Origin of the sequence: Leeuwenhoekiella sp. A16 (genome assembly GCF_047946675.1) — a bacterium.
Lineage (GTDB): Bacteria > Bacteroidota > Bacteroidia > Flavobacteriales > Flavobacteriaceae > Leeuwenhoekiella.
The window spans coordinates 689,334-706,981 of the sequence record NZ_CP172313.1 but is presented as its reverse complement, the minus strand read 5'-3'; the positions used below and the strand labels follow the sequence as shown (position 1 = coordinate 706,981).

Annotated in this window: 17 protein-coding genes; 9 read left to right on the top strand and 8 right to left on the bottom strand. The window is 37.3% G+C overall.

Annotated elements, in window-relative coordinates; genetic code table 11:
* Positions 1–19 precede the first annotated feature (19 nt).
* From apaG to ACH3O9_RS03045, 3 genes are read right to left on the bottom strand one after another with little or no spacing between them, the layout of a single operon-like run.
* The gene (apaG, locus tag ACH3O9_RS03055) at positions 20–406 is read right to left on the bottom strand and encodes a Co2+/Mg2+ efflux protein ApaG (RefSeq protein ID WP_416444274.1); all 387 of its coding nucleotides are present in this window, start codon (positions 404–406) and stop codon (positions 20–22) included.
* Between the two features lie 2 nt (positions 407–408).
* On the bottom strand, positions 409–1,527 hold the full coding sequence (locus tag ACH3O9_RS03050; protein WP_416444272.1) for a DUF3667 domain-containing protein: 1,119 nt from the start codon (positions 1,525–1,527) through the stop codon (positions 409–411).
* 27 nt (positions 1,528–1,554) lie between these two features.
* Positions 1,555–2,817 (bottom strand): DUF5103 domain-containing protein, encoded by a 1,263-nt coding sequence (locus tag ACH3O9_RS03045; protein ID WP_416444270.1) that lies wholly within the window; start codon positions 2,815–2,817, stop codon positions 1,555–1,557.
* A gap of 237 nt (positions 2,818–3,054) precedes the next feature.
* Here ACH3O9_RS03045 and ACH3O9_RS03040 point away from each other — a divergent pair, with 237 nt between their 5' ends.
* From ACH3O9_RS03040 to ACH3O9_RS03005, 8 genes are all read left to right on the top strand, one after another.
* Positions 3,055–4,407, top strand: coding sequence for a Na(+)-translocating NADH-quinone reductase subunit A (locus ACH3O9_RS03040; protein ID WP_416444268.1), 1,353 nt, complete (start codon positions 3,055–3,057; stop codon positions 4,405–4,407).
* Positions 4,408–4,412: 5 nt separating this feature from the next.
* Complete coding sequence (locus tag ACH3O9_RS03035; protein ID WP_416444266.1) at positions 4,413–5,642, top strand: NADH:ubiquinone reductase (Na(+)-transporting) subunit B; 1,230 nt, start codon at positions 4,413–4,415, stop codon at positions 5,640–5,642.
* Between the two features lie 2 nt (positions 5,643–5,644).
* On the top strand, positions 5,645–6,385 hold the full coding sequence (locus tag ACH3O9_RS03030; protein WP_416444264.1) for a Na(+)-translocating NADH-quinone reductase subunit C: 741 nt from the start codon (positions 5,645–5,647) through the stop codon (positions 6,383–6,385).
* Positions 6,386–6,387: 2 nt separating this feature from the next.
* Positions 6,388–7,035 (top strand): NADH:ubiquinone reductase (Na(+)-transporting) subunit D, encoded by a 648-nt coding sequence (locus ACH3O9_RS03025; RefSeq protein WP_416444262.1) that lies wholly within the window; start codon positions 6,388–6,390, stop codon positions 7,033–7,035.
* Positions 7,036–7,062: 27 nt separating this feature from the next.
* Positions 7,063–7,794 carry an NADH:ubiquinone reductase (Na(+)-transporting) subunit E gene (gene nqrE, locus ACH3O9_RS03020; protein WP_416444260.1) on the top strand — a complete coding sequence of 244 codons (732 nt, stop codon included), beginning with the start codon at positions 7,063–7,065 and terminating at the stop codon, positions 7,792–7,794.
* A 1-nt stretch (position 7,795) separates the two neighbouring features.
* Positions 7,796–9,103, top strand: coding sequence for an NADH:ubiquinone reductase (Na(+)-transporting) subunit F (gene nqrF / locus ACH3O9_RS03015; RefSeq protein WP_416444258.1), 1,308 nt, complete (start codon positions 7,796–7,798; stop codon positions 9,101–9,103).
* 83 nt (positions 9,104–9,186) lie between these two features.
* On the top strand, positions 9,187–9,549 hold the full coding sequence (locus ACH3O9_RS03010; protein ID WP_416444256.1) for a Na(+)-translocating NADH-quinone reductase subunit F: 363 nt from the start codon (positions 9,187–9,189) through the stop codon (positions 9,547–9,549).
* The gene (locus tag ACH3O9_RS03005) at positions 9,546–10,556 is read left to right on the top strand and encodes an FAD:protein FMN transferase (RefSeq protein ID WP_416444254.1); all 1,011 of its coding nucleotides are present in this window, start codon (positions 9,546–9,548) and stop codon (positions 10,554–10,556) included. The genes ACH3O9_RS03010 and ACH3O9_RS03005 overlap by 4 nt, the downstream gene beginning before the upstream one ends.
* On the opposite strand, the gene ACH3O9_RS03000 is transcribed toward ACH3O9_RS03005, so the two are convergent.
* The 5 genes from ACH3O9_RS03000 to ACH3O9_RS02980 all read right to left on the bottom strand — a co-directional run bounded on the left by ACH3O9_RS03000 (position 10,553) and on the right by ACH3O9_RS02980 (position 15,424).
* A complete protein-coding gene (locus tag ACH3O9_RS03000) occupies positions 10,553–12,634 on the bottom strand; it encodes a T9SS type B sorting domain-containing protein (RefSeq protein ID WP_416444252.1) in 2,082 nt (693 codons plus the stop codon). The two genes, ACH3O9_RS03005 and ACH3O9_RS03000, sit on opposite strands and share 4 nt — an antisense overlap.
* A 24-nt stretch (positions 12,635–12,658) precedes the next feature.
* The gene (locus ACH3O9_RS02995; protein ID WP_416444250.1) at positions 12,659–13,426 is read right to left on the bottom strand and encodes a class I SAM-dependent methyltransferase; all 768 of its coding nucleotides are present in this window, start codon (positions 13,424–13,426) and stop codon (positions 12,659–12,661) included.
* A complete protein-coding gene (locus tag ACH3O9_RS02990; protein WP_416444248.1) occupies positions 13,423–13,962 on the bottom strand; it encodes an HNH endonuclease in 540 nt (179 codons plus the stop codon). The genes ACH3O9_RS02995 and ACH3O9_RS02990 overlap by 4 nt, the downstream gene beginning before the upstream one ends.
* A gap of 19 nt (positions 13,963–13,981) precedes the next feature.
* A complete protein-coding gene (map, locus tag ACH3O9_RS02985) occupies positions 13,982–14,800 on the bottom strand; it encodes a type I methionyl aminopeptidase (RefSeq protein ID WP_416444246.1) in 819 nt (272 codons plus the stop codon).
* Positions 14,801–14,935: 135 nt separating this feature from the next.
* The gene (locus ACH3O9_RS02980) at positions 14,936–15,424 is read right to left on the bottom strand and encodes an ankyrin repeat domain-containing protein (protein WP_416444244.1); all 489 of its coding nucleotides are present in this window, start codon (positions 15,422–15,424) and stop codon (positions 14,936–14,938) included.
* A gap of 177 nt (positions 15,425–15,601) precedes the next feature.
* Here ACH3O9_RS02980 and ACH3O9_RS02975 point away from each other — a divergent pair, with 177 nt between their 5' ends.
* Positions 15,602–17,635, top strand: coding sequence for a catalase (locus ACH3O9_RS02975; protein WP_416444242.1), 2,034 nt, complete (start codon positions 15,602–15,604; stop codon positions 17,633–17,635).
* Positions 17,636–17,648 lie beyond the last annotated feature (13 nt).

Genomic DNA, 17,648 nt, shown 5'->3' with positions numbered 1-17,648 from the left:
AGAATGTAATGATTGAGATTTAATTCTGTGCGAAAGGTGCGCTAAGTTTAAAGGTGGGAATTATGACTTTAAATCTGCTTGTGGTAGTAAAATTTATCATGTTGTAATGACCACTCATAGCGCCAAACGGGGAGGTGAGTAAACAACCAGATCTGTAGGTGTGAGTTTCGCCGGGTTTTAAAACCGGCTTTTTGCCTATAACGCCTTCTCCATCTACAATTTCCAGATGATTAAGGGCGTCATGAATTTTCCAATGTCTGGAAGTAAGCTGTACAGAATCTTTACTTTGATTCTCTATGCTTATCTGGTAGCCAAAGGCATAATGCATTTTATAATTTTTATAAAATGTGCCTTCAAAGTGGGTTTCTACAGAAATTTTAATTCCTTGTGTGACCTGCTGCACCATGCTTAATAGATTAGAAAAGCAACAAAAGTTGCTAATGCCGTCGCTATTACAGCTAAAATAATAAATATAAAGTTCATAATTACAAATTTGAAGACAGTTTTAGTGCGTCCCTGTCCGTAGAAATGCCTCATAGACTTATAGATATAGAAGATAAAAAGTAGCGCGGCAATATTAATAATCCACTTTGTGTTTGTGATATATGATATTATGAGTGCAATAGAAAATATGATGAAGAATATGGTTTGTACATGAAAAGTAAAGATAAGATGCTCCATGTATTTAAGGTTATGGCGAGCGTATAGCAACCATATAAAAAGTGCAAAAACAGGTAAGTAAAAGAAAATGACAAACGGAAGTTTGCTTACTGCGTAATTTATAAACAGACCGGGATTTTTAGAAAATGACTGCGAATCTATTACCTTATTATAGAGCCATCTGTGATAGGCGGTATTTCTGTCTTTTACGCTTTCTAGCGCGATTTTAGCGTCATATTGCTCGTTTTTTTCAAAATAGCTGTTGTAGATCTCGTAACGTTTAAATGTAGAGCTAACAATATTGAGGCTGTCAAGTTTTTTAAGATCTATGACAGTTGCAGATATAGAGTCTTTTTTGGGATTGAGGTAAACAGCCTTAAGGACCGAGTCAAGTTTTTTCTCATCATTACCATACAATTGAGTCAATGAATCAAGCTTTTGTGGATTTTTAAGGGCTTCCTTAAAACCTGTATTGTACTCAAAAATACTTTTGTTGCCGTTACCGCGCCATTCATCAAGTCCTGAGGTAAAACCCCAGATAATAAAAAAGATGATTGACACCGTAAAATAGAACCTAAAAGGATTAGAGTATTGTGTGCGTTTGCCGGCTATATAATCTTTAGTGATTTTTCCCGGATGCAGAATAAGGGCAGAAAGTGTAAGCCGGAATTTTGAATCATACGAAAAAATACTGCCAAAAAACTCATTAAAAAAGTCTTTTAGAGATAGTTTCTTAGTTGTGTTCAGTTGTCCGCAATAGGGGCAAAATCTATCACTTAGATCGAGAGGTTGATCACAATTAAGACAAACTACACCGCGGTATTTTACGGCTTTTCTGCTATTACTTGCTACAGGTGTATCTTTCACGTTTTAAATATAAAACGAATTTTAAGATCAATTCCTTCTCACATTAGAAATATTAGTAGATAAAGCGTTGCCTGCGCCAATTAATTTATCATATCTGGCGCCCGGTTCTCTATAATAAATGAGCACGTCATATTCATTTTCAGTTTGCCAGAAATCTCCTCCTACAGGGTTATAAGGCAATTTTTTATCATTTTCTGAGACTACGTACTTGTAGTTATAAAAGCCCTGTTTCAGTAAAACAGGTAATTCATAAATACCCGCTTCAACATTATATTTCATTTTTAGTGAGGGGTCAAGAACATAATTATTAAAACCACCATAAATATAAATATCCTGCTCTTTTGGTAATAGATCATGCTTTACAGCGAAATGCATCCAGACATATTCTGCTTCAGAATCGGGATTCTGACCTTGTAGCGTTCGTATCACAAAATTGCCATTAATGTCTGGATTATAAGTGTAAGGCAGCTCTGCCCGGGTGGGTACAACATATAAATAATTATGGTACAATTTTCTTAATTCGATATACTGAATCGTATTTGTTGCAGCCCGCACATCTTTATTGTCAAAGCTTAAAAACTCATTACCACCATAAAAAGAAGCTTCCTCGTCATATCTGTATTGAAGCACATTGCCTAGAGTATATTGAGGCTTTAAGCCGATAATTGAGTTGTTTAGGTCGTTATTTTGTATAATTAAGGGGGTTATTGTCTTGTCTGGATTGATAAGAATATTATCGCCGCTATCAACTTTAAAATTTACAACCTGTTTTGTGTCTATAGTATTTAAATCTCGTGTACGCAGAATTTCAACGCCTACCGTAACTACAGGATCATAGATCATAAACTTTCTTGAAAAAATAAGCTCTTTCGCATCATTGTAGATTTTGAGCATATAATTGCCGGTTTTTGTTAATTGCCGGGTGTTTTTATTAGGTATGGTAAGGGTGTAATGTGTGTAGAGTTGTAGTGTGCTTACAGAATTTGTGTAATCAAAAATGCGTACATCATCAAAACCTTCCATGTATTCGGTCTTAGCTAACGAACTGGGTGTCCAGTCTGCATTGTAGTGATTAATGGTATAGTAATAATTAGCTTCGTCCCCAATTATGTCATCAAAAGTTAGAAGGAGCTGATCGCCTAATCTAAGCAGAGGTAATTGGCTTAATTGAGTGTTGCCTTTAAACTGTACGGTCTTTATATAGTTAGGAGCTGGTATTTCATTTTCCACCTGAGCGAAAAGTGAAAAATTCAAGAGGGAGATAAGCAAAAAGTAAGAGAGATACTTCATTACAGGACTAAAAAGTTTTTTTCAAAGTTAAACAAATTGCATGCCTTAAAAGTAGATTATGATATCTCTAAAAAGGATGGCTGGTTTATAAAGAAAGGCATAGATAATTTGCGCAAACGTTTTAATAAATTCCTTTAACAATTTTATTGAGTTTACTTGTGTGTTAGCATTGTAAAATTTGTAAATTTGCCCACCCGAAAATAACGGGAACAACAAGAACTTTAACATAAATTCCCTATGTCAAAAGACATTAAGATCAAAAAGGGTCTTGATATTAAACTAGTTGGTGAGGCAGAAAAGGTTATTTCAGCAGCGCCAATATCAAGAACCTACACGATCAAACCTTCTGATTTTCATTTGATTACTCCAAAAATGATAATTAAAGAAGGGGCTAAAATTAAAGCCGGAGAACCTATTTTCCATTCTAAATCTAACGTAAATCTCAAGTTTGTTTCTCCTGTAAGCGGTACGCTTGTAGAGATAAAACGAGGGCCTAAACGTGTGATTACTCACCTCGTTATTGAGGGCGACGGGACGGAAATGTATTTTGAGAATCCTTTGATCAACGCAGCGAGCGCAGATGCAGTTGCTATTAAAGAGTACTTAATGCTTACCGGGCTTTGGCCGTTTATAAAACAAAGACCTTACGATATCATCGCAGATACAGACGCAGAACCTAAATCTATCTTTATTTCAGGTTTTAATAGTGCGCCTTTAGCTCCAGATTATGATTTCGTTTTACAAGGGAAGGAAGCTGAGTTACAAGCTGCAATTACAGCCCTGAGTAAACTAACCACAGGTAGCGTTCACGTTTCTGTAAATAATGCTTCAGGATCACCTTTTGGAGGTCTTAAAGATCTTACTCTTCATACAGTTTCAGGGCCACATCCTGCTGGTAATGTGGGGCCACAGATAAATAAAATAGATCCTGTTAATAAAGGAGAGACAGTTTGGACTATTAATGCTGAAGACCTTGTTATAATAGGAGAACTATTATTAACCGGAAAATATAATGCAGAGCGTGTTATATCGGTTTCGGGATCTGCTATTAAATCACCAAAATATTACAGAACAAAAATAGGATCTGAGGTTTCAACCTTTGTCTATGATGCAGGTCTTAAGGACGAGCATGTAAGAATGATCTCTGGAAACGTACTAACAGGTACAGAAGTTGCTCCTGATGGTTCATTAGGATATTATCATAATGAGTTTGTAGTTATACCTGAAGGTGATGATTATGAATTTTTTGGGTGGAATAAGCCTGTGTTTAATAAAGTGTCTGTTACAAGGGCATTGACATTTTCATGGTTGTTTCCTAAAAAGAAATATAATCTTGATACTAATACTAATGGTGAGCACAGAGCATTCGTTTTTACCGGAAGCTACGAAGAGGTTTTTCCATTTGATATATACCCTCTTCAGTTATTGAAGGCGTGTCTTGTAGAAGATCTTGATGCGATGGAGCAAATGGGTCTATATGAAGTAGCACCTGAAGATTTCGCTTTAACAGAATTTATCTGCATATCTAAGCAACCCCATCAGGCGATCATACGTAAGGGTCTTGATATAATGCATAAAGAAATAGGATAATAGAAATGGGATTAAAAGAAAAACTTCACAGTCTTAAAGAAGACTACAAGGATAAGAAGATGGCGCCCGCTTTTAACGCGTTGCATACTTTTCTTTATACACCTAATGAAACTACAAAGAGCGGTTCTCATATTAGAGCTGCAGATGACCTAAAACGCACTATGAATACCGTAATTATGGCTTTATTGCCAGTATTGCTTTTTGGTATTTTTAATGCGGGGTATCAACATTATGCAGCTGTTGATGCTGCTAATGGTGTAATAAGAGAGCCAGATGTTTTTGGTAATTTTCTTACATGGGAAAACTTTTCTCTGGGGGCGATAACAGTACTTCCTTTAGTAATTGTATCGTACGGAGTAGGGTTGTTAGTTGAATTTATTTTTGCTGTAATTAAAGGCCATGAGGTAGAAGAAGGTTATTTAGTAACCGGTATGCTTGTGCCTTTAATAGTACCTGTAGATGTGCCTTTATGGATGCTTGCAGTTGCTGTTGTGTTTGGTGTAATTATAGGTAAAGAAGTATTTGGTGGTACAGGGATGAACATTCTTAATCCAGCTCTTACTATACGTGCTTTCTTGTTCTTTGCTTATCCTACATGGATGAGTGGTGATAAAGTATGGGTGCATGGTGCAGTAGAAAATGCTAAAGAAATTGCAAAAGGTGCTAATGTAGATGCTTTATCTGGAGAGACAATTTTAGGTAGTCTTGCTCAGAGTACAGACATGCATTACTCAATATCTGATATGTTCTTTGGTTTTATACCGGGATCTGTGGGTGAAACTTCTACTTTCCTAATCGTATTAGGAGGTTTATTCCTTATCTATACTAAAATTGCCAGCTGGAGAATCATGCTAAGTGCTGTAATAGGTGCTATTGCAATGGGTCTAATATTTAATGGCGTAGTAGATGCAGGATGGATAGGAGAAGGTAGTAAGTTTTATGGTTTAATGAGTGCGCCCTACTGGAAGCATTTAATAATAGGTGGTCTTGCCTTTGGTATTGTATATATGGCAACAGACCCTGTTACGGGATCTCAAACTAATACTGGGAAATACATTTATGGTTTCCTAATAGGTTTCTTCTCAATTATGATACGTGTTTTCAACCCGGCATTTCCAGAAGGTGTATTCCTTGCGATATTGCTTATGAATGTATTTGCACCTACCATTGATCATTATGTGGTAAATGCAAACATTAAACGTAGAATGAAAAGACTTAAACTTAAAACAGCTTAGTAATGGCAAATACAGATAAAAATAGCTACACGATAATTTTCGCTATAGCTATGGTACTCATAGTAGGATCACTTCTTGCCTTTGTTTCTTCTTCTTTAAAACCAACTATACAGGTAAATGAGAAGTTTGAAAAGCAGCAGAATATTCTCTACGCTATGGGAGTTAATGAAAATGTTGAAGGAGACGGTGCTGCTATTTTTGTTGCGACTGATAAAGTTGAGGCAGAATTTAGCAAGTACATCAAGAAACAACTGGTTATACAGAATGGTGAAATAAAATCTGATACGGCTGCTTATCTTATTGATCTCAAGAGTGAGTTAAATAAAGACAAAAATGAGCGCAGATTACCTCTTTTTGTAGGTGAGAAGGAGAACAAAGATTACTATATAATCCCTTTATACGGTAAAGGTCTTTGGGATGCTATCTGGGGTTTTGTTGCTGTTGATGAGAATTTTGTAGTACAAGGCGTGTATTTTGATCATAAAGGAGAAACACCTGGTCTGGGCGCAAACATCAAGCAACGTTATTTTATGGATGATTTTACCGGCGAAGAGATAATGCAGGGTACAAAGTATGCTGGTATTACTGTTGCTAAGGGTAATAATGATCCACTTAATGAGCGCAAGGGTGATAATAAAGTAGATGCACTGGCTGGAGCTACTATCACAGGTAATGGTGTAACAGCTATGATCAATAGTACTGTAAAACTTTATGTTCCTTATCTTAAAGAAATAAAAATTTAATTATGGCTATACTTTCAAAAAAAGAGCAGGGTCTTTTATTAGATCCATTAACTGATAATAATCCAATTACCATTCAGGTTTTAGGTATATGTTCTGCTCTGGCGATAACGGCACAGTTAAAGGCATCTATAGTGATGGCTATATCTGTAATTTTTGTATTGGCAGCAGGTAATGTGGTTATTTCGCTTATGCGAAATATTATACCATCTAAGATTCGTATCATCGTTCAGCTGGTTGTAGTTGCGGCTTTGGTAATTATAGTTGACCAGATATTACACGCTTTTGCTTATGAACTAAGTAAGACCTTGTCTGTATTTGTTGGTCTTATTATTACAAACTGTATTATAATGGGGCGTTTTGAGGCTTTTGCTTTAGGTAATGGTCCATGGCAATCTTTCCTTGATGGTGTAGGTAACGCTGCAGGTTACGGTTTTATATTAGTCATCGTAGGTTTCTTTAGAGAATTATTAGGTTCTGGAACTTTACTTGGTTTTCAGGTATTAGGAGATCCTATCGCTAAAACAGGATTATATGCAATTGGTTATGAGAACAACGGTTTTATGTTGCTTTCACCCATGGCACTTATCGTTTTAGGTATCATTATATGGGTACAGCGCTCACGTAATAGTGCTTTAATAGAAGAGAACTAGAAACGTACACAGTTAAAAAAAATAGTTATGTTAGAACATATAGAGTTATTTTTTAAATCCATATTCATTGATAATATGGTATTTGCCACTTTCTTAGGGATGTGCTCATTTCTGGCAGTTTCTAAAAAAGTATCTACAGCAGTAGGTCTTGGTGCAGCAGTAATATTTGTACTTGCTGTTACAGTGCCTATGAACTGGTTGCTTGATCAATATGTACTGCGTCCCGGCGCTTTAAAATGGTTAGGCCCAGAATATGCAGATTATGATTTGAGCTTCCTTTCATTTATTTTATTCATTGCGACCATTGCAACTATGGTACAATTAGTAGAAATAGTGGTAGAGAAGTTCTCACCATCTTTATATACTTCATTAGGTATATTCTTGCCACTTATCGCTGTAAACTGTGCGATTTTAGGAGGTTCTTTATTTATGCAATCACGTGATATCCCTACATTAGGACTAGCTCTTAATTATGGTGTTGCCTCTGGTATAGGATGGTTTCTTGCTATTTTGGCAATTGCATCTATACGTGAGAAAATACGTTATTCTAGTGTACCTGCCCCATTACGAGGTCTAGGGATTACATTTATAATAACAGGTTTAATGGCAATTGGTTTTATGAGCTTTGGTGGCATGTTAACTGGTGATAACGATGATTCTGCAGAAGAACAGGCATCTGTAACGCAGGTTGACGTTAATAACAAGGTTGAGATTCACGAGCAGATAGCCGAAACAACTAACGATAAAATAAACGAATAATATGTTCTTAGTAGCAAGTACACTAGGTGTAATTATAGCAACAGTAGTAGCTTTCCTTACGTTAACTATCGTTCTGGTTGCCTTATTACTATTCGCCAAAGAAAAGTTATCTCCATCAGGGCCGGTAAAAATTACTATCAATGGGGAGAAGGAAATTGAAGTGCCTTCTGGTAGTTCATTATTATCTACCCTAGGTAGTCAAAAAGTATTTCTTCCATCAGCATGTGGTGGTGGTGGTACGTGTATACAGTGTGAATGTCACGTACTTGAAGGTGGTGGTGAAGCGTTGCCTACAGAAACACCGCATTTTACACGTAAAGAACTTGCAGAAGGAGCGCGTCTAGCTTGCCAGGTTAAGGTAAGACAAGACATGAATATTACTATTCCTGAAGAAGTTTTTGGTATTAAAAAATGGGAAGCGACAGTTGTTAGAAACTGGAACGTAGCTTCTTTTATCAAAGAATTTGTAGTTGAGATCCCTGAGGATATGAATTACAAAGCTGGGGGCTATATTCAGATTGAAATCCCGCAATGTGAGATTAAATTTCAAGATATAGATATTACCGCGCACCCTGAAGAACATGAAGATCCTAAGAAATTTCAGGAAGAGTGGGATAAATTTGGTTTATGGCCACTTGTTATGAAAAATAACGAGACCGTAGAGCGTGCTTACTCAATGGCCTCTTATCCTGCAGAAGGACGTGAGATTATGCTTAACGTACGTATAGCAACTCCGCCATGGGATCGTTCTAAAAATCAATGGATGAGTGTAAACCCTGGTGTTGCCTCTTCATATATTTTTAGCAGAAAGGCTGGCGATAAAGTTATTATTTCAGGACCTTATGGTGAATTCTTCATCAATGAGTCTGAAGCTGAAATGCTTTACGTAGGTGGTGGTGCAGGGATGGCGCCTATGCGTTCTCACTTGTATCATTTGTTCAAAACATTAAAAACAGGACGTAAAGTGACTTACTGGTATGGTGGTCGTTCTAAACGCGAACTTTTCTACCTAAAGCACTTCCGTGATCTTGAGAAAGAATTTGATAATTTTAAATTTTATCTTGTACTTTCAGAACCTTTAGAAGTAGATAACTGGAAGGTTAAAAAAGATGTAGATGATGAAGGTGATGGCTTTGTAGGTTTTGTTCATAATGCTGTAATAGATCAGTATTTGAGCAAACATGAAGCTCCTGAAGATATAGAATTATATTTCTGTGGACCTCCACTTATGAACCAGGCGGTTCAGAAAATGGGTGAAGACTTCGGTATTCCAGATGAGAATATTCGTTTTGACGACTTTGGTGGTTAATCACATATATTCATAAAAAGAAAAACCGATGTAAGTAGCATCGGTTTTTCTTTTTAAAGACAATAATGCTTTATATCAATTATATGGCGGAAGAACTTACAAAACAAGAACTACATAATTTGGCGATGAACATCGTAGGAGAAGATCTTGAAGCGCAGGGTTTCGAATTTCTGGGCGTGAACTCTCAACTCAAGAGAAACCCGCAATTTGTTGCACTTAAAAATAAGATCCTCCATTTTGTAATAGTTCGTGCTGTTTCCTATCCTGAAAAGCCAGAAGAGTATGATCCTGTTTTTATGCAGACCATAAAGACGCATGCAGATAAATTTGAAGCTCAGACTTATTATGCTGGTGTGGGACTTGGTAATGCCACAGATTATGGTAAGCCAGTAGAGAAAGGAACAGATTATTCAGTTGTATATAAAGGTTTACAAGAAATCAAATGATACGTACATTTTTAATATCAGCACTATTTTTAATGCTCCTTATTTCTTGTGAAAAGAAACAAGATTTAATGGTGCTTAGAGGCGAGGCATTAGGCACCGGCTATCAGGTTCAGTTTTACAGCTCAGAAGAATTTAACGCTCCTGCGAAATTTGATTCGGTTATTGCAGCTGTTAATCAATCTATGTCTACATATATTCCCACTTCAGATATTTCTCGCATCAATAGCGGTGATACAACTGTGGTGGTAGATAATATGTTTAAGGAGGTTTTAGGCCTTTCCAGGCAAGTTTTTGAATCCACAGGCGGATATTACGATCCTACAGTGGGTATTTTAGTAAATGCGTATGGTTTTGGTCCCGGAAAGGCAATAAATACTCTGGATAGTATGGTTCTAGATAGTTTGCGCAATTACGTAGGGCTGGATAAGATCAAATTGTCCAGCAAAGGAACTATCGTTAAAGAAAATAAGGCTGTTTATCTCGATTTTAATAGCATTGCAAAAGGTTATTGCATTGATAGAGTAGGAGAAATGCTCGAGCAAAACGGAGTAACCAATTATCTTATTGAATTAGGAGGTGAGCTCAGGGCAAAAGGTATAAATCTGGACAAGCAAAAAGCATGGGCTGTTGGGATAGAGAATATCGACGCGCCGGTAGAAGATCGCGGTTATACCAAGATTGTTAGCCTCACCGATAAAGGAATGGCAGGTTCTGGAAATTATAGAAAATTTAGAGTTGATTCTCTAACGGGTAAGAAATTTGTGCACACTATAAATCCGTTAACAGGGTTGGCAGAGCGAAGTGATATTTTGAGTTCTACGGTAATCGCAAATACCTGTGCAGAGGCAGATGCGTATGCTACTGCTTTTATGGCTTTAGGTCTGGAAAAATCTAAAAAAGTTCTGGATTCTATAAATGGAATTGAAGCCTATCTGCTATATGCGCATCATGACAGCACAAATGTGTACATGTCAAAGGGTTTTGAAAAGTATTTAGTAGAAGACTAATTAGATAAAAGGCTAAAATGTCCTTTTGTGCTTAAATTATCGGTTAATTCAAGTGAAAACCAGTAATCACCAGAAGGAAGTTTTTTACCATTATAGCTGCCGTCCCAGTATGGAGCTTGCTCTGTTATCTGCTTAAGCATCTTCCCATATCTGTCAAAAATACGCAACGTATAACCGGGAAATTCAGATAGGCCTATTACTTCCCATCTGTCATTGTAGCCATCATTGTTAGGTGTGAAAAACCGAGGATAATCAAGCACCAGAAAAGGTCCAACAGTTATTGCGCCGCATCCATTTTTGTCACGTACTATAATATCATGATAGCCCATTGATACTTTTTCGAAATGGTTAGAGGGTGTAAAAATTCCCTGATCTAATGAATATTCATAATCGCCTACGCCATCAACGGTAATTGTAATTTCATTATCAGGATAATTTAGAATTGATGTTTGTAAGCCTTTCGCGGAAGCAATATCTGATGTGACTACGGTGGTATTTTGTGTGCTTGTGCATCCTGCGTCATTACTTACAGTTACCCAATAATTACCTCCGGTTCTAACTTGTACTGTATTTCTGGCAACTCCTTCATCTCCTGTGCTCCATTTGTAATATTTAAAGCCGGAAGGTGCGCTAATTGTTAAGGGATCTTCAGAATTGAGGCAATAGAATAGTTCTTTGGGTAGAGTGAATTCCGGATTTGGCTGAACTATAATCTCAAAATCTTCAAATAATGTGCAGCCGGTTTCATTATCAATTACACTAAAATAAATTGGTTTTGAAGTACTGCTTGTTAAGTATGACAATGGCAATTCGTTTTGTTGCAGATCTCGATCTGGTATGGTGTCATAAAACTTAACTGCGTAATCTGAATGGCCAAGGTTGCTTATAATTTCGTCTTTTTTGGCTTCCAGATCATAGGTGATTTGCGTTCTGTCATCTTTGCAAACATAAATATCTGAAACAGATGAAAGCACAGGCCCTTTAACTAAGAGAATCTTAAAAGAGTCTATAACCGTGCAACTTTGTATAACTTCGTTTTGAATTTTGACAAACATTACGTTTTCGGCATCAATAATAGTTTTTGTGCTTACAGAGTTTGTCTCATTTTCAGCATCCAGATACGAGTTGTAATAACTTATGTTTAGGTTGGGGTCACCATTTGCTATTCCCATACTTAAAGTATTTAGATCATATGCATAAGGCGTTACTATGTCGCATAAATAAATATCGTTAAGTGCGTAGGGTTGTTCCTGTACTTTAAGCTTAAAAGTGGTTATGTCTATGCAACCGCTATTTTTTGAAGCAATGCGGGTAAAAACAGTTTGGGGGTTTTTAGTATTTCTGTAATCAGGCCTTAGTGCATTAATACCAAGGTTAGCATCATTAAGAGTCGCGTGGTGTGTTACGATTGCATCAGGATTGTCTTTGCCTATATAATACGTTTGGGGAGCAAGATCAAAAGTGTAATAGCCATCCTGAACATCGTCGTCATCACACGCTAATAGGTCTGAAGGCTCGTTAAATTCTGGTGGAGTAGGGAGGGTAGCATTTCCTGTAAGATTTATTTGGAATCCCTGAGAACCATGGGCTCTGTCTATAAGTAAGTAATACGTTTCTCCCGTATTAACTGTTAGCCATTTGAGATAGCCGTCACCATCACCGCCGGGTCCTTCAACAATATCATTAGCTGTCTCGTTAAGACCTGTAGCAGCCGGTACTCCCGCTTCTCCTGGATTTGTACTTGAGCAGCGTATAGAACTGCTTAAAAAGGAGCAATCGTCTACGGGACCATAAATGGCAAAATCATAGTCATCAGTCGCATTATCTGGAATAAGATCAAAACCCAGGTAACCTCCTGTTTCTACTACTATTTTAAACCGCGCCGTATTATTACTGAAAGAATAACAGGGCGGCTCAAAATTATCTGGCAAACTAAATTCATCAAAGCCTACGCCATCTGGATCTAAGCCCACGGGCGTACTACCACACAATTGTATGGCATCTACACAGTCATTAGTACTTTGGGCAACAGCCGAACAAAATGTAAAGAGAGTGATTAAGAACAGAAATTTTCTCACTCCCGAAATATAATAATTAATAAGTTATTTAGAACATACTGGTAAAATTTCGCCTTGAGCTAATCTGTATTTATCAACCTCTTGCGCCGATATTTGGGCTGTAAGGTCGATTTCTTGCACTTTAAAGCCGATTTTTCTCAATTTCTCGAAATAATCTCTGCCGTAAACGCGTACATGATCGTACTGGCCAAAGATCTTTGCGCGCTCTTTAGGGTCTGTTATGCTGTCATCTTCAAACGTATTTTCCCTTTTTAAATCTTGCGGAATTTGAAGTATGGCTATACCATTAGGTTTTAGAACCCGATAAAGCTCTTGCATGGCCTTGGTATCATCTGGTATGTGCTCAAGTACATGATTGCAGAAGATAAAATCATAAGCATCATCTTCAAACGGCAGATCGCAGATGTCTGCCTTGATATCTGCTAAGGGCGAATTGAGATCTGTTGTGGTATAATCGAGGTTTTTCAGCTTTCTGAAACGTTTGTAAAAAGCTTGCTCAGGGGCAAAATGAAGTACTTTTCTCTTTTTAGTAAAAAAGTCTGTTTCGTTCTTTAAATATAACCACAATAGGCGATGTCTTTCTAAAGAAAGAGTAGATGGTGATAATACGTTTTCACGCGGTGTACCATAGCCATACGGCAAGAATTTAGAAAAGCCTTTGCCGTCAATAGGATCGACGTATCTGTCTCCTTTTAAGAGCGCAGCAAGAAAGGGTTTTACTAAATAACTTAAACGTATAAGTAAAGGCCTGGGTATTGTATTTAAAGATTTTTTAAAAAGAGATTTGATCATATTTCCAGATCACCCCAATTCTCACCGGTCTTTATGCGGTGAAGCTGCATTTCTGAAACGCCAAATTGCTTTGCCAGAATACGCAGTCGCGTTCGTCTGTTTGGGTCAAGCAGTTTTTTCTTAAGAATTTTAGCTTCAGCATAGCTAAGTTTAGTGTAATGCCTTTTGCCTGAAGTGCGCCTTTTAATATCCAGCGGACTCGTTTTTTGATGGGCGTAGCGCTCTTTATGCGTTACCCATTTTAAGTTGACCAATCTGTTGTCTTCCTTATCATGATTGATATGAATTACAGATTTCTCGTTTTCTTTGGGTTTAAGAAAAGCTTTGGCTAAAATCTTGTGCAAATAAAAATTGCGTCTTTTGCCGTTCTTGAGCTTCACATTGAGTGTTGTGTAGCCGTTTATTGTACCGCCTGAGATGATGCTGCCTTGTGGATTGTTAACATAGCTGCGCATTCTGCCATAGTTAGATAATCCAATGTAATAGTCGTCTTCCCAATCATCTTCACGGTAGTTTATCCATGTTTCTAATTGCATGATTCAAATGGGTGCGAGATTAAGTTGTGAGTTGTTTGGCGCGAAAGGGTTCTTCTTCATCGCTTTCAATCCCTAGCGCCTTATAAATATACTTAAAAGTTGATAAAAGTTCAGGTTTTCCGTCTACTAATGCAACGTCGTGCTCAAAATGAGCACTTGGTTTATTGTCTCTTGTTGTGATCGTCCAGCCATCGCGGTGTTGCTTAATGCGATGTGTTCCCATATTAACCATAGGTTCTATTGCTACAACCATGCCTTCTACAAATTTCTTACCGCGACCTCTGCGACCGTAGTTTGGCATTTCGGGGTCTTCATGCATTTTTGCTCCCAGGCCGTGGCCTACAAGTTCTCTTACAATACCATAACCATGACTTTCACAAAAATTCTGTATCGCAAAACCTACATCACCTACTCTGTTGCCAGATTTAAACTCTGCTATGCCTACATAAAGGGATTCTTTAGTCACATCAAGCAGTTTTTTAGTTTCAGGATCAATTTCGCCAACTTCAAAAGTGTAAGCATGATCCCCGTAAAAACCATTTTTTAAAGCTCCACAATCTATAGAGATTATATCACCTTCAATTAAAGGTTTATCTGTAGGAAAGCCATGAACCACCTGATCATTTGGGCTCATGCATAACGTATTGGGAAAATCGTAAAGTCCTAAAAATCCTGGTATAGCACCGTGATCACGTATAAACTCTTCTGCAAGTTTATCCAGATGTAATGTGGTTACTCCTGGTTTTACTTCTGCTGCAAGCATGCCTAATGTTTTAGAAACGATTAGTGCGCTTTCTCGCATCAGTTCAATTTCTTCTTGTGACTTTACAATGATCATAAATAGATTTCTTAACGGGCAAATTTACAAAGAATATGCGAAAACGTTAAAAGAGACAATACTTATTGAACGTTTGGCCCCTGCTTGTATTGCCAGTGATTGTGTCAGGGTGTATTAAAGTTATCTTAAATTTTATTAATGCTCCAGGCTTAGCTCATAAATAAGATCTGCCATTGACTGGTTGCCTTGTTGAGCTGCAAGATCTATAGCATTTAAGCCCATATTATTACGCGCTCTTAAATCTCCGCCCGCACTTACAATTTTCCTGAAGATATTCTCATGGCCAAACATAGCTGCAAACATTAAAGCTGTCCCACCATTTAAGTTCTTGATATTAGGATTTGCCCCTTTTTTGAGAAGCAGATCAACAATTTCTTCATTTCCTTTAAAGCAAACACCCATCAAAGCTGTATTACCAGAGTCATCCTGATGATCTATTGCTGCTCCTTCTTCTAATAAAGCACTTGTAAGCTCTAAATGACCATTATAAGTAGCCAGAATTAAAGGAGTAAATCCTTTTTCATTTGTAGAGTCTATATCTATTCCGCTTTTTAACAATTCATAAATTCGACTTTTGTCATTATTACGCGTAGCATCGAAGATATCAGGTGATTGTGTCGTCATATTGTTTTAAGTAATATTAATTTTAAATTATAAATTTTAAGAATATTTTAAAGCACTCAAAATCAATTGTTAAATAAGTCTTATACTTATCTTAATGTTATATTTAAAGATGGGGTAATTGTTTTGAATAATGCTAATTTAAGCTTTCCAATTATAAAAAACCAAACTCAACTTAAAATGGACGACAAGAGTAAACAATTAAAAATTCATACCCGTGAAAGTGGTGAAAAGCTCACTACAAATCAGGGAACAGGTATTAACGATAATCAAAATACTTTAAAGGCAGGAGAACGAGGACCATCACTTCTGGAAGATTTTATAATGCGTGAGAAGATCACTCACTTTGATCATGAGCGCATCCCAGAACGTGTGGTGCATGCAAGAGGATCTGGAGCGCATGGTTATTTTGAAAGTTATGGCAACAGTGATGATATTACCAAAGCCGGATTTTTAGCCGAAAAAGGTAAGAAAACACCCATGTTTGCCCGATTTTCTACAGTAGCCGGGTTTAGAGGCTCTGCAGATACAGCACGTGACGTGCGTGGTTTTGCGCTTAAATTTTATACAGATGAAGGCGTTTTTGATATGGTAGGAAATAATATTCCGGTTTTTTTCATTCAGGATGCAATTAAATTTCCAGACCTTATTCATGCCGTCAAACCTGAACCTCATAATGAGATACCACAAGCGGCTTCTGCTCATGACAACTTTTATGATTTTATTTCACTTACCCCAGAATCTATGCACATGATGATGTGGGTGATGAGTGACAGGGCGATACCACGAAGCTATGCCATGATGGAAGGTTTTGGTATTCATACCTTCAGATTTATAAATTCTCAGGGGGAATCTCATTTTGTGAAATTTCATTTTAAGCCAAAATTAGGAACACATTCTTTAGTCTGGGATGAGGCCTTAAAAGTTTCAGGTCAGGATCCTGATTTTCACCGTCGTGACCTGTATGAATCAATTGATATGGGTAATTTCCCTGAATGGGAATTTGGTGTGCAGGTAATAAAAGAAGGAGAAGAAGATAAAGCTCCGTTTGATATTCTTGATCCTACCAAGATCTGGCCAGAAGAGGATTTTCCTGTACGTATGTTAGGTAAATTTGTTCTTAATAGAAATCCGGATAATTTCTTTGCAGAAACTGAACAGGCAGCCTTTCACCCGGGTCATCTGGTTCCCGGTATTGATTTTACTAATGATCCCTTATTGCAAGGTAGATTGTTCTCGTACACAGATACGCAATTAACGCGTCTTGGAGGACCAAACTTTGCTGAAATACCTATTAACAGACCCATAAATCCTTCTCATAATAATCAGAGAGATGGTTTCATGCGCCAGACTATAGATAAAGGCCGCACTAATTATGAGCCTAATGCGCTTAATGATAACATGCCGGGTGAAGTAGCTGAAAAAAGCGGTGGGTATGTGAGTTATCCTGAAAAAATTGAAGCAGTAAAAGTTCGCAAGAGAGCAGAGAGTTTTTCAGATCATTACACGCAGGCCAGATTGTTCTATAACAGTATGACCAAGCCAGAACAGCAACATATCATCAACGGTTTTAGCTTTGAATTGAGCAAATGTGATACTGAAGAATTACGGGTAAAGATGGTAGATCATCTTAATCATATTGATCATGATCTGGCAATTTCTGTTGCAGATAATGTAGGTGTAGATGCGCCAAAATCAAGCGCAGCCGATGAAAAATACACTAAAAAATCGCCTGCTTTAAGTATGGAAAATACGGTGATGGATAATATAACCGGTCGTAAAGTTGCTATACTTGTAGATGAAGGTTATCATTATGATCATGTTTCTAAGCTAAAAGATGCTTTGATGGAAGGTAATGCCATGGCTCATATTATCTATAAAAAGATGGGTATGGTTAAAGGTGATAATGGTGAGAGCATGAAAGTAGATAAGAGTCATGCTACTGCATCTCCCGTTCTTTATGATGCTGTTTTTGTTCCCGGTGGGAAGAAAAGTGTAGACAGTATGAAAGAATTTGATTTCCTAAAACATTTTGTAAAAGAAATTTTCAAACACTGTAAAACTATAGGTGCTGCGGGTGAAGGAGAAGAATTGCTTACCGCCGCGGGTATAGATAAAGGTGAAGGCGTTTTAATTACAGATTCTTTTGATGATAAGTTTACTACATCATTTAAAGATATGTTACCTAAGCGTCACTGGAGTAGAGAAGGCTAGAATAAATATTAAT

Excerpts from the sequence above, each read along its gene's own strand:
- apaG (WP_416444274.1), bottom strand. The coding sequence starts at position 406 with ATGGTGCAGCAGGTCACACAAGGAATTAAAATTTCTGTAGAAACCCAC.
- ACH3O9_RS03045 (WP_416444270.1), bottom strand. The coding sequence starts at position 2,817 with ATGAAGTATCTCTCTTACTTTTTGCTTATCTCCCTCTTGAATTTTTCA.
- ACH3O9_RS03040 (WP_416444268.1), top strand. The coding sequence starts at position 3,055 with ATGTCAAAAGACATTAAGATCAAAAAGGGTCTTGATATTAAACTAGTT.
- ACH3O9_RS03035 (WP_416444266.1), top strand. The coding sequence starts at position 4,413 with ATGGGATTAAAAGAAAAACTTCACAGTCTTAAAGAAGACTACAAGGAT.
- ACH3O9_RS03030 (WP_416444264.1), top strand. The coding sequence starts at position 5,645 with ATGGCAAATACAGATAAAAATAGCTACACGATAATTTTCGCTATAGCT.
- ACH3O9_RS03025 (WP_416444262.1), top strand. The coding sequence starts at position 6,388 with ATGGCTATACTTTCAAAAAAAGAGCAGGGTCTTTTATTAGATCCATTA.
- nqrE (WP_416444260.1), top strand. The coding sequence starts at position 7,063 with ATGTTAGAACATATAGAGTTATTTTTTAAATCCATATTCATTGATAAT.
- nqrF (WP_416444258.1), top strand. The coding sequence starts at position 7,796 with ATGTTCTTAGTAGCAAGTACACTAGGTGTAATTATAGCAACAGTAGTA.
- ACH3O9_RS03010 (WP_416444256.1), top strand. The coding sequence starts at position 9,187 with ATGGCGGAAGAACTTACAAAACAAGAACTACATAATTTGGCGATGAAC.
- ACH3O9_RS03005 (WP_416444254.1), top strand. The coding sequence starts at position 9,546 with ATGATACGTACATTTTTAATATCAGCACTATTTTTAATGCTCCTTATT.
- ACH3O9_RS02995 (WP_416444250.1), bottom strand. The coding sequence starts at position 13,426 with ATGATCAAATCTCTTTTTAAAAAATCTTTAAATACAATACCCAGGCCT.
- ACH3O9_RS02990 (WP_416444248.1), bottom strand. The coding sequence starts at position 13,962 with ATGCAATTAGAAACATGGATAAACTACCGTGAAGATGATTGGGAAGAC.
- map (WP_416444246.1), bottom strand. The coding sequence starts at position 14,800 with ATGATCATTGTAAAGTCACAAGAAGAAATTGAACTGATGCGAGAAAGC.
- ACH3O9_RS02980 (WP_416444244.1), bottom strand. The coding sequence starts at position 15,424 with ATGACGACACAATCACCTGATATCTTCGATGCTACGCGTAATAATGAC.
- ACH3O9_RS02975 (WP_416444242.1), top strand. The coding sequence starts at position 15,602 with ATGGACGACAAGAGTAAACAATTAAAAATTCATACCCGTGAAAGTGGT.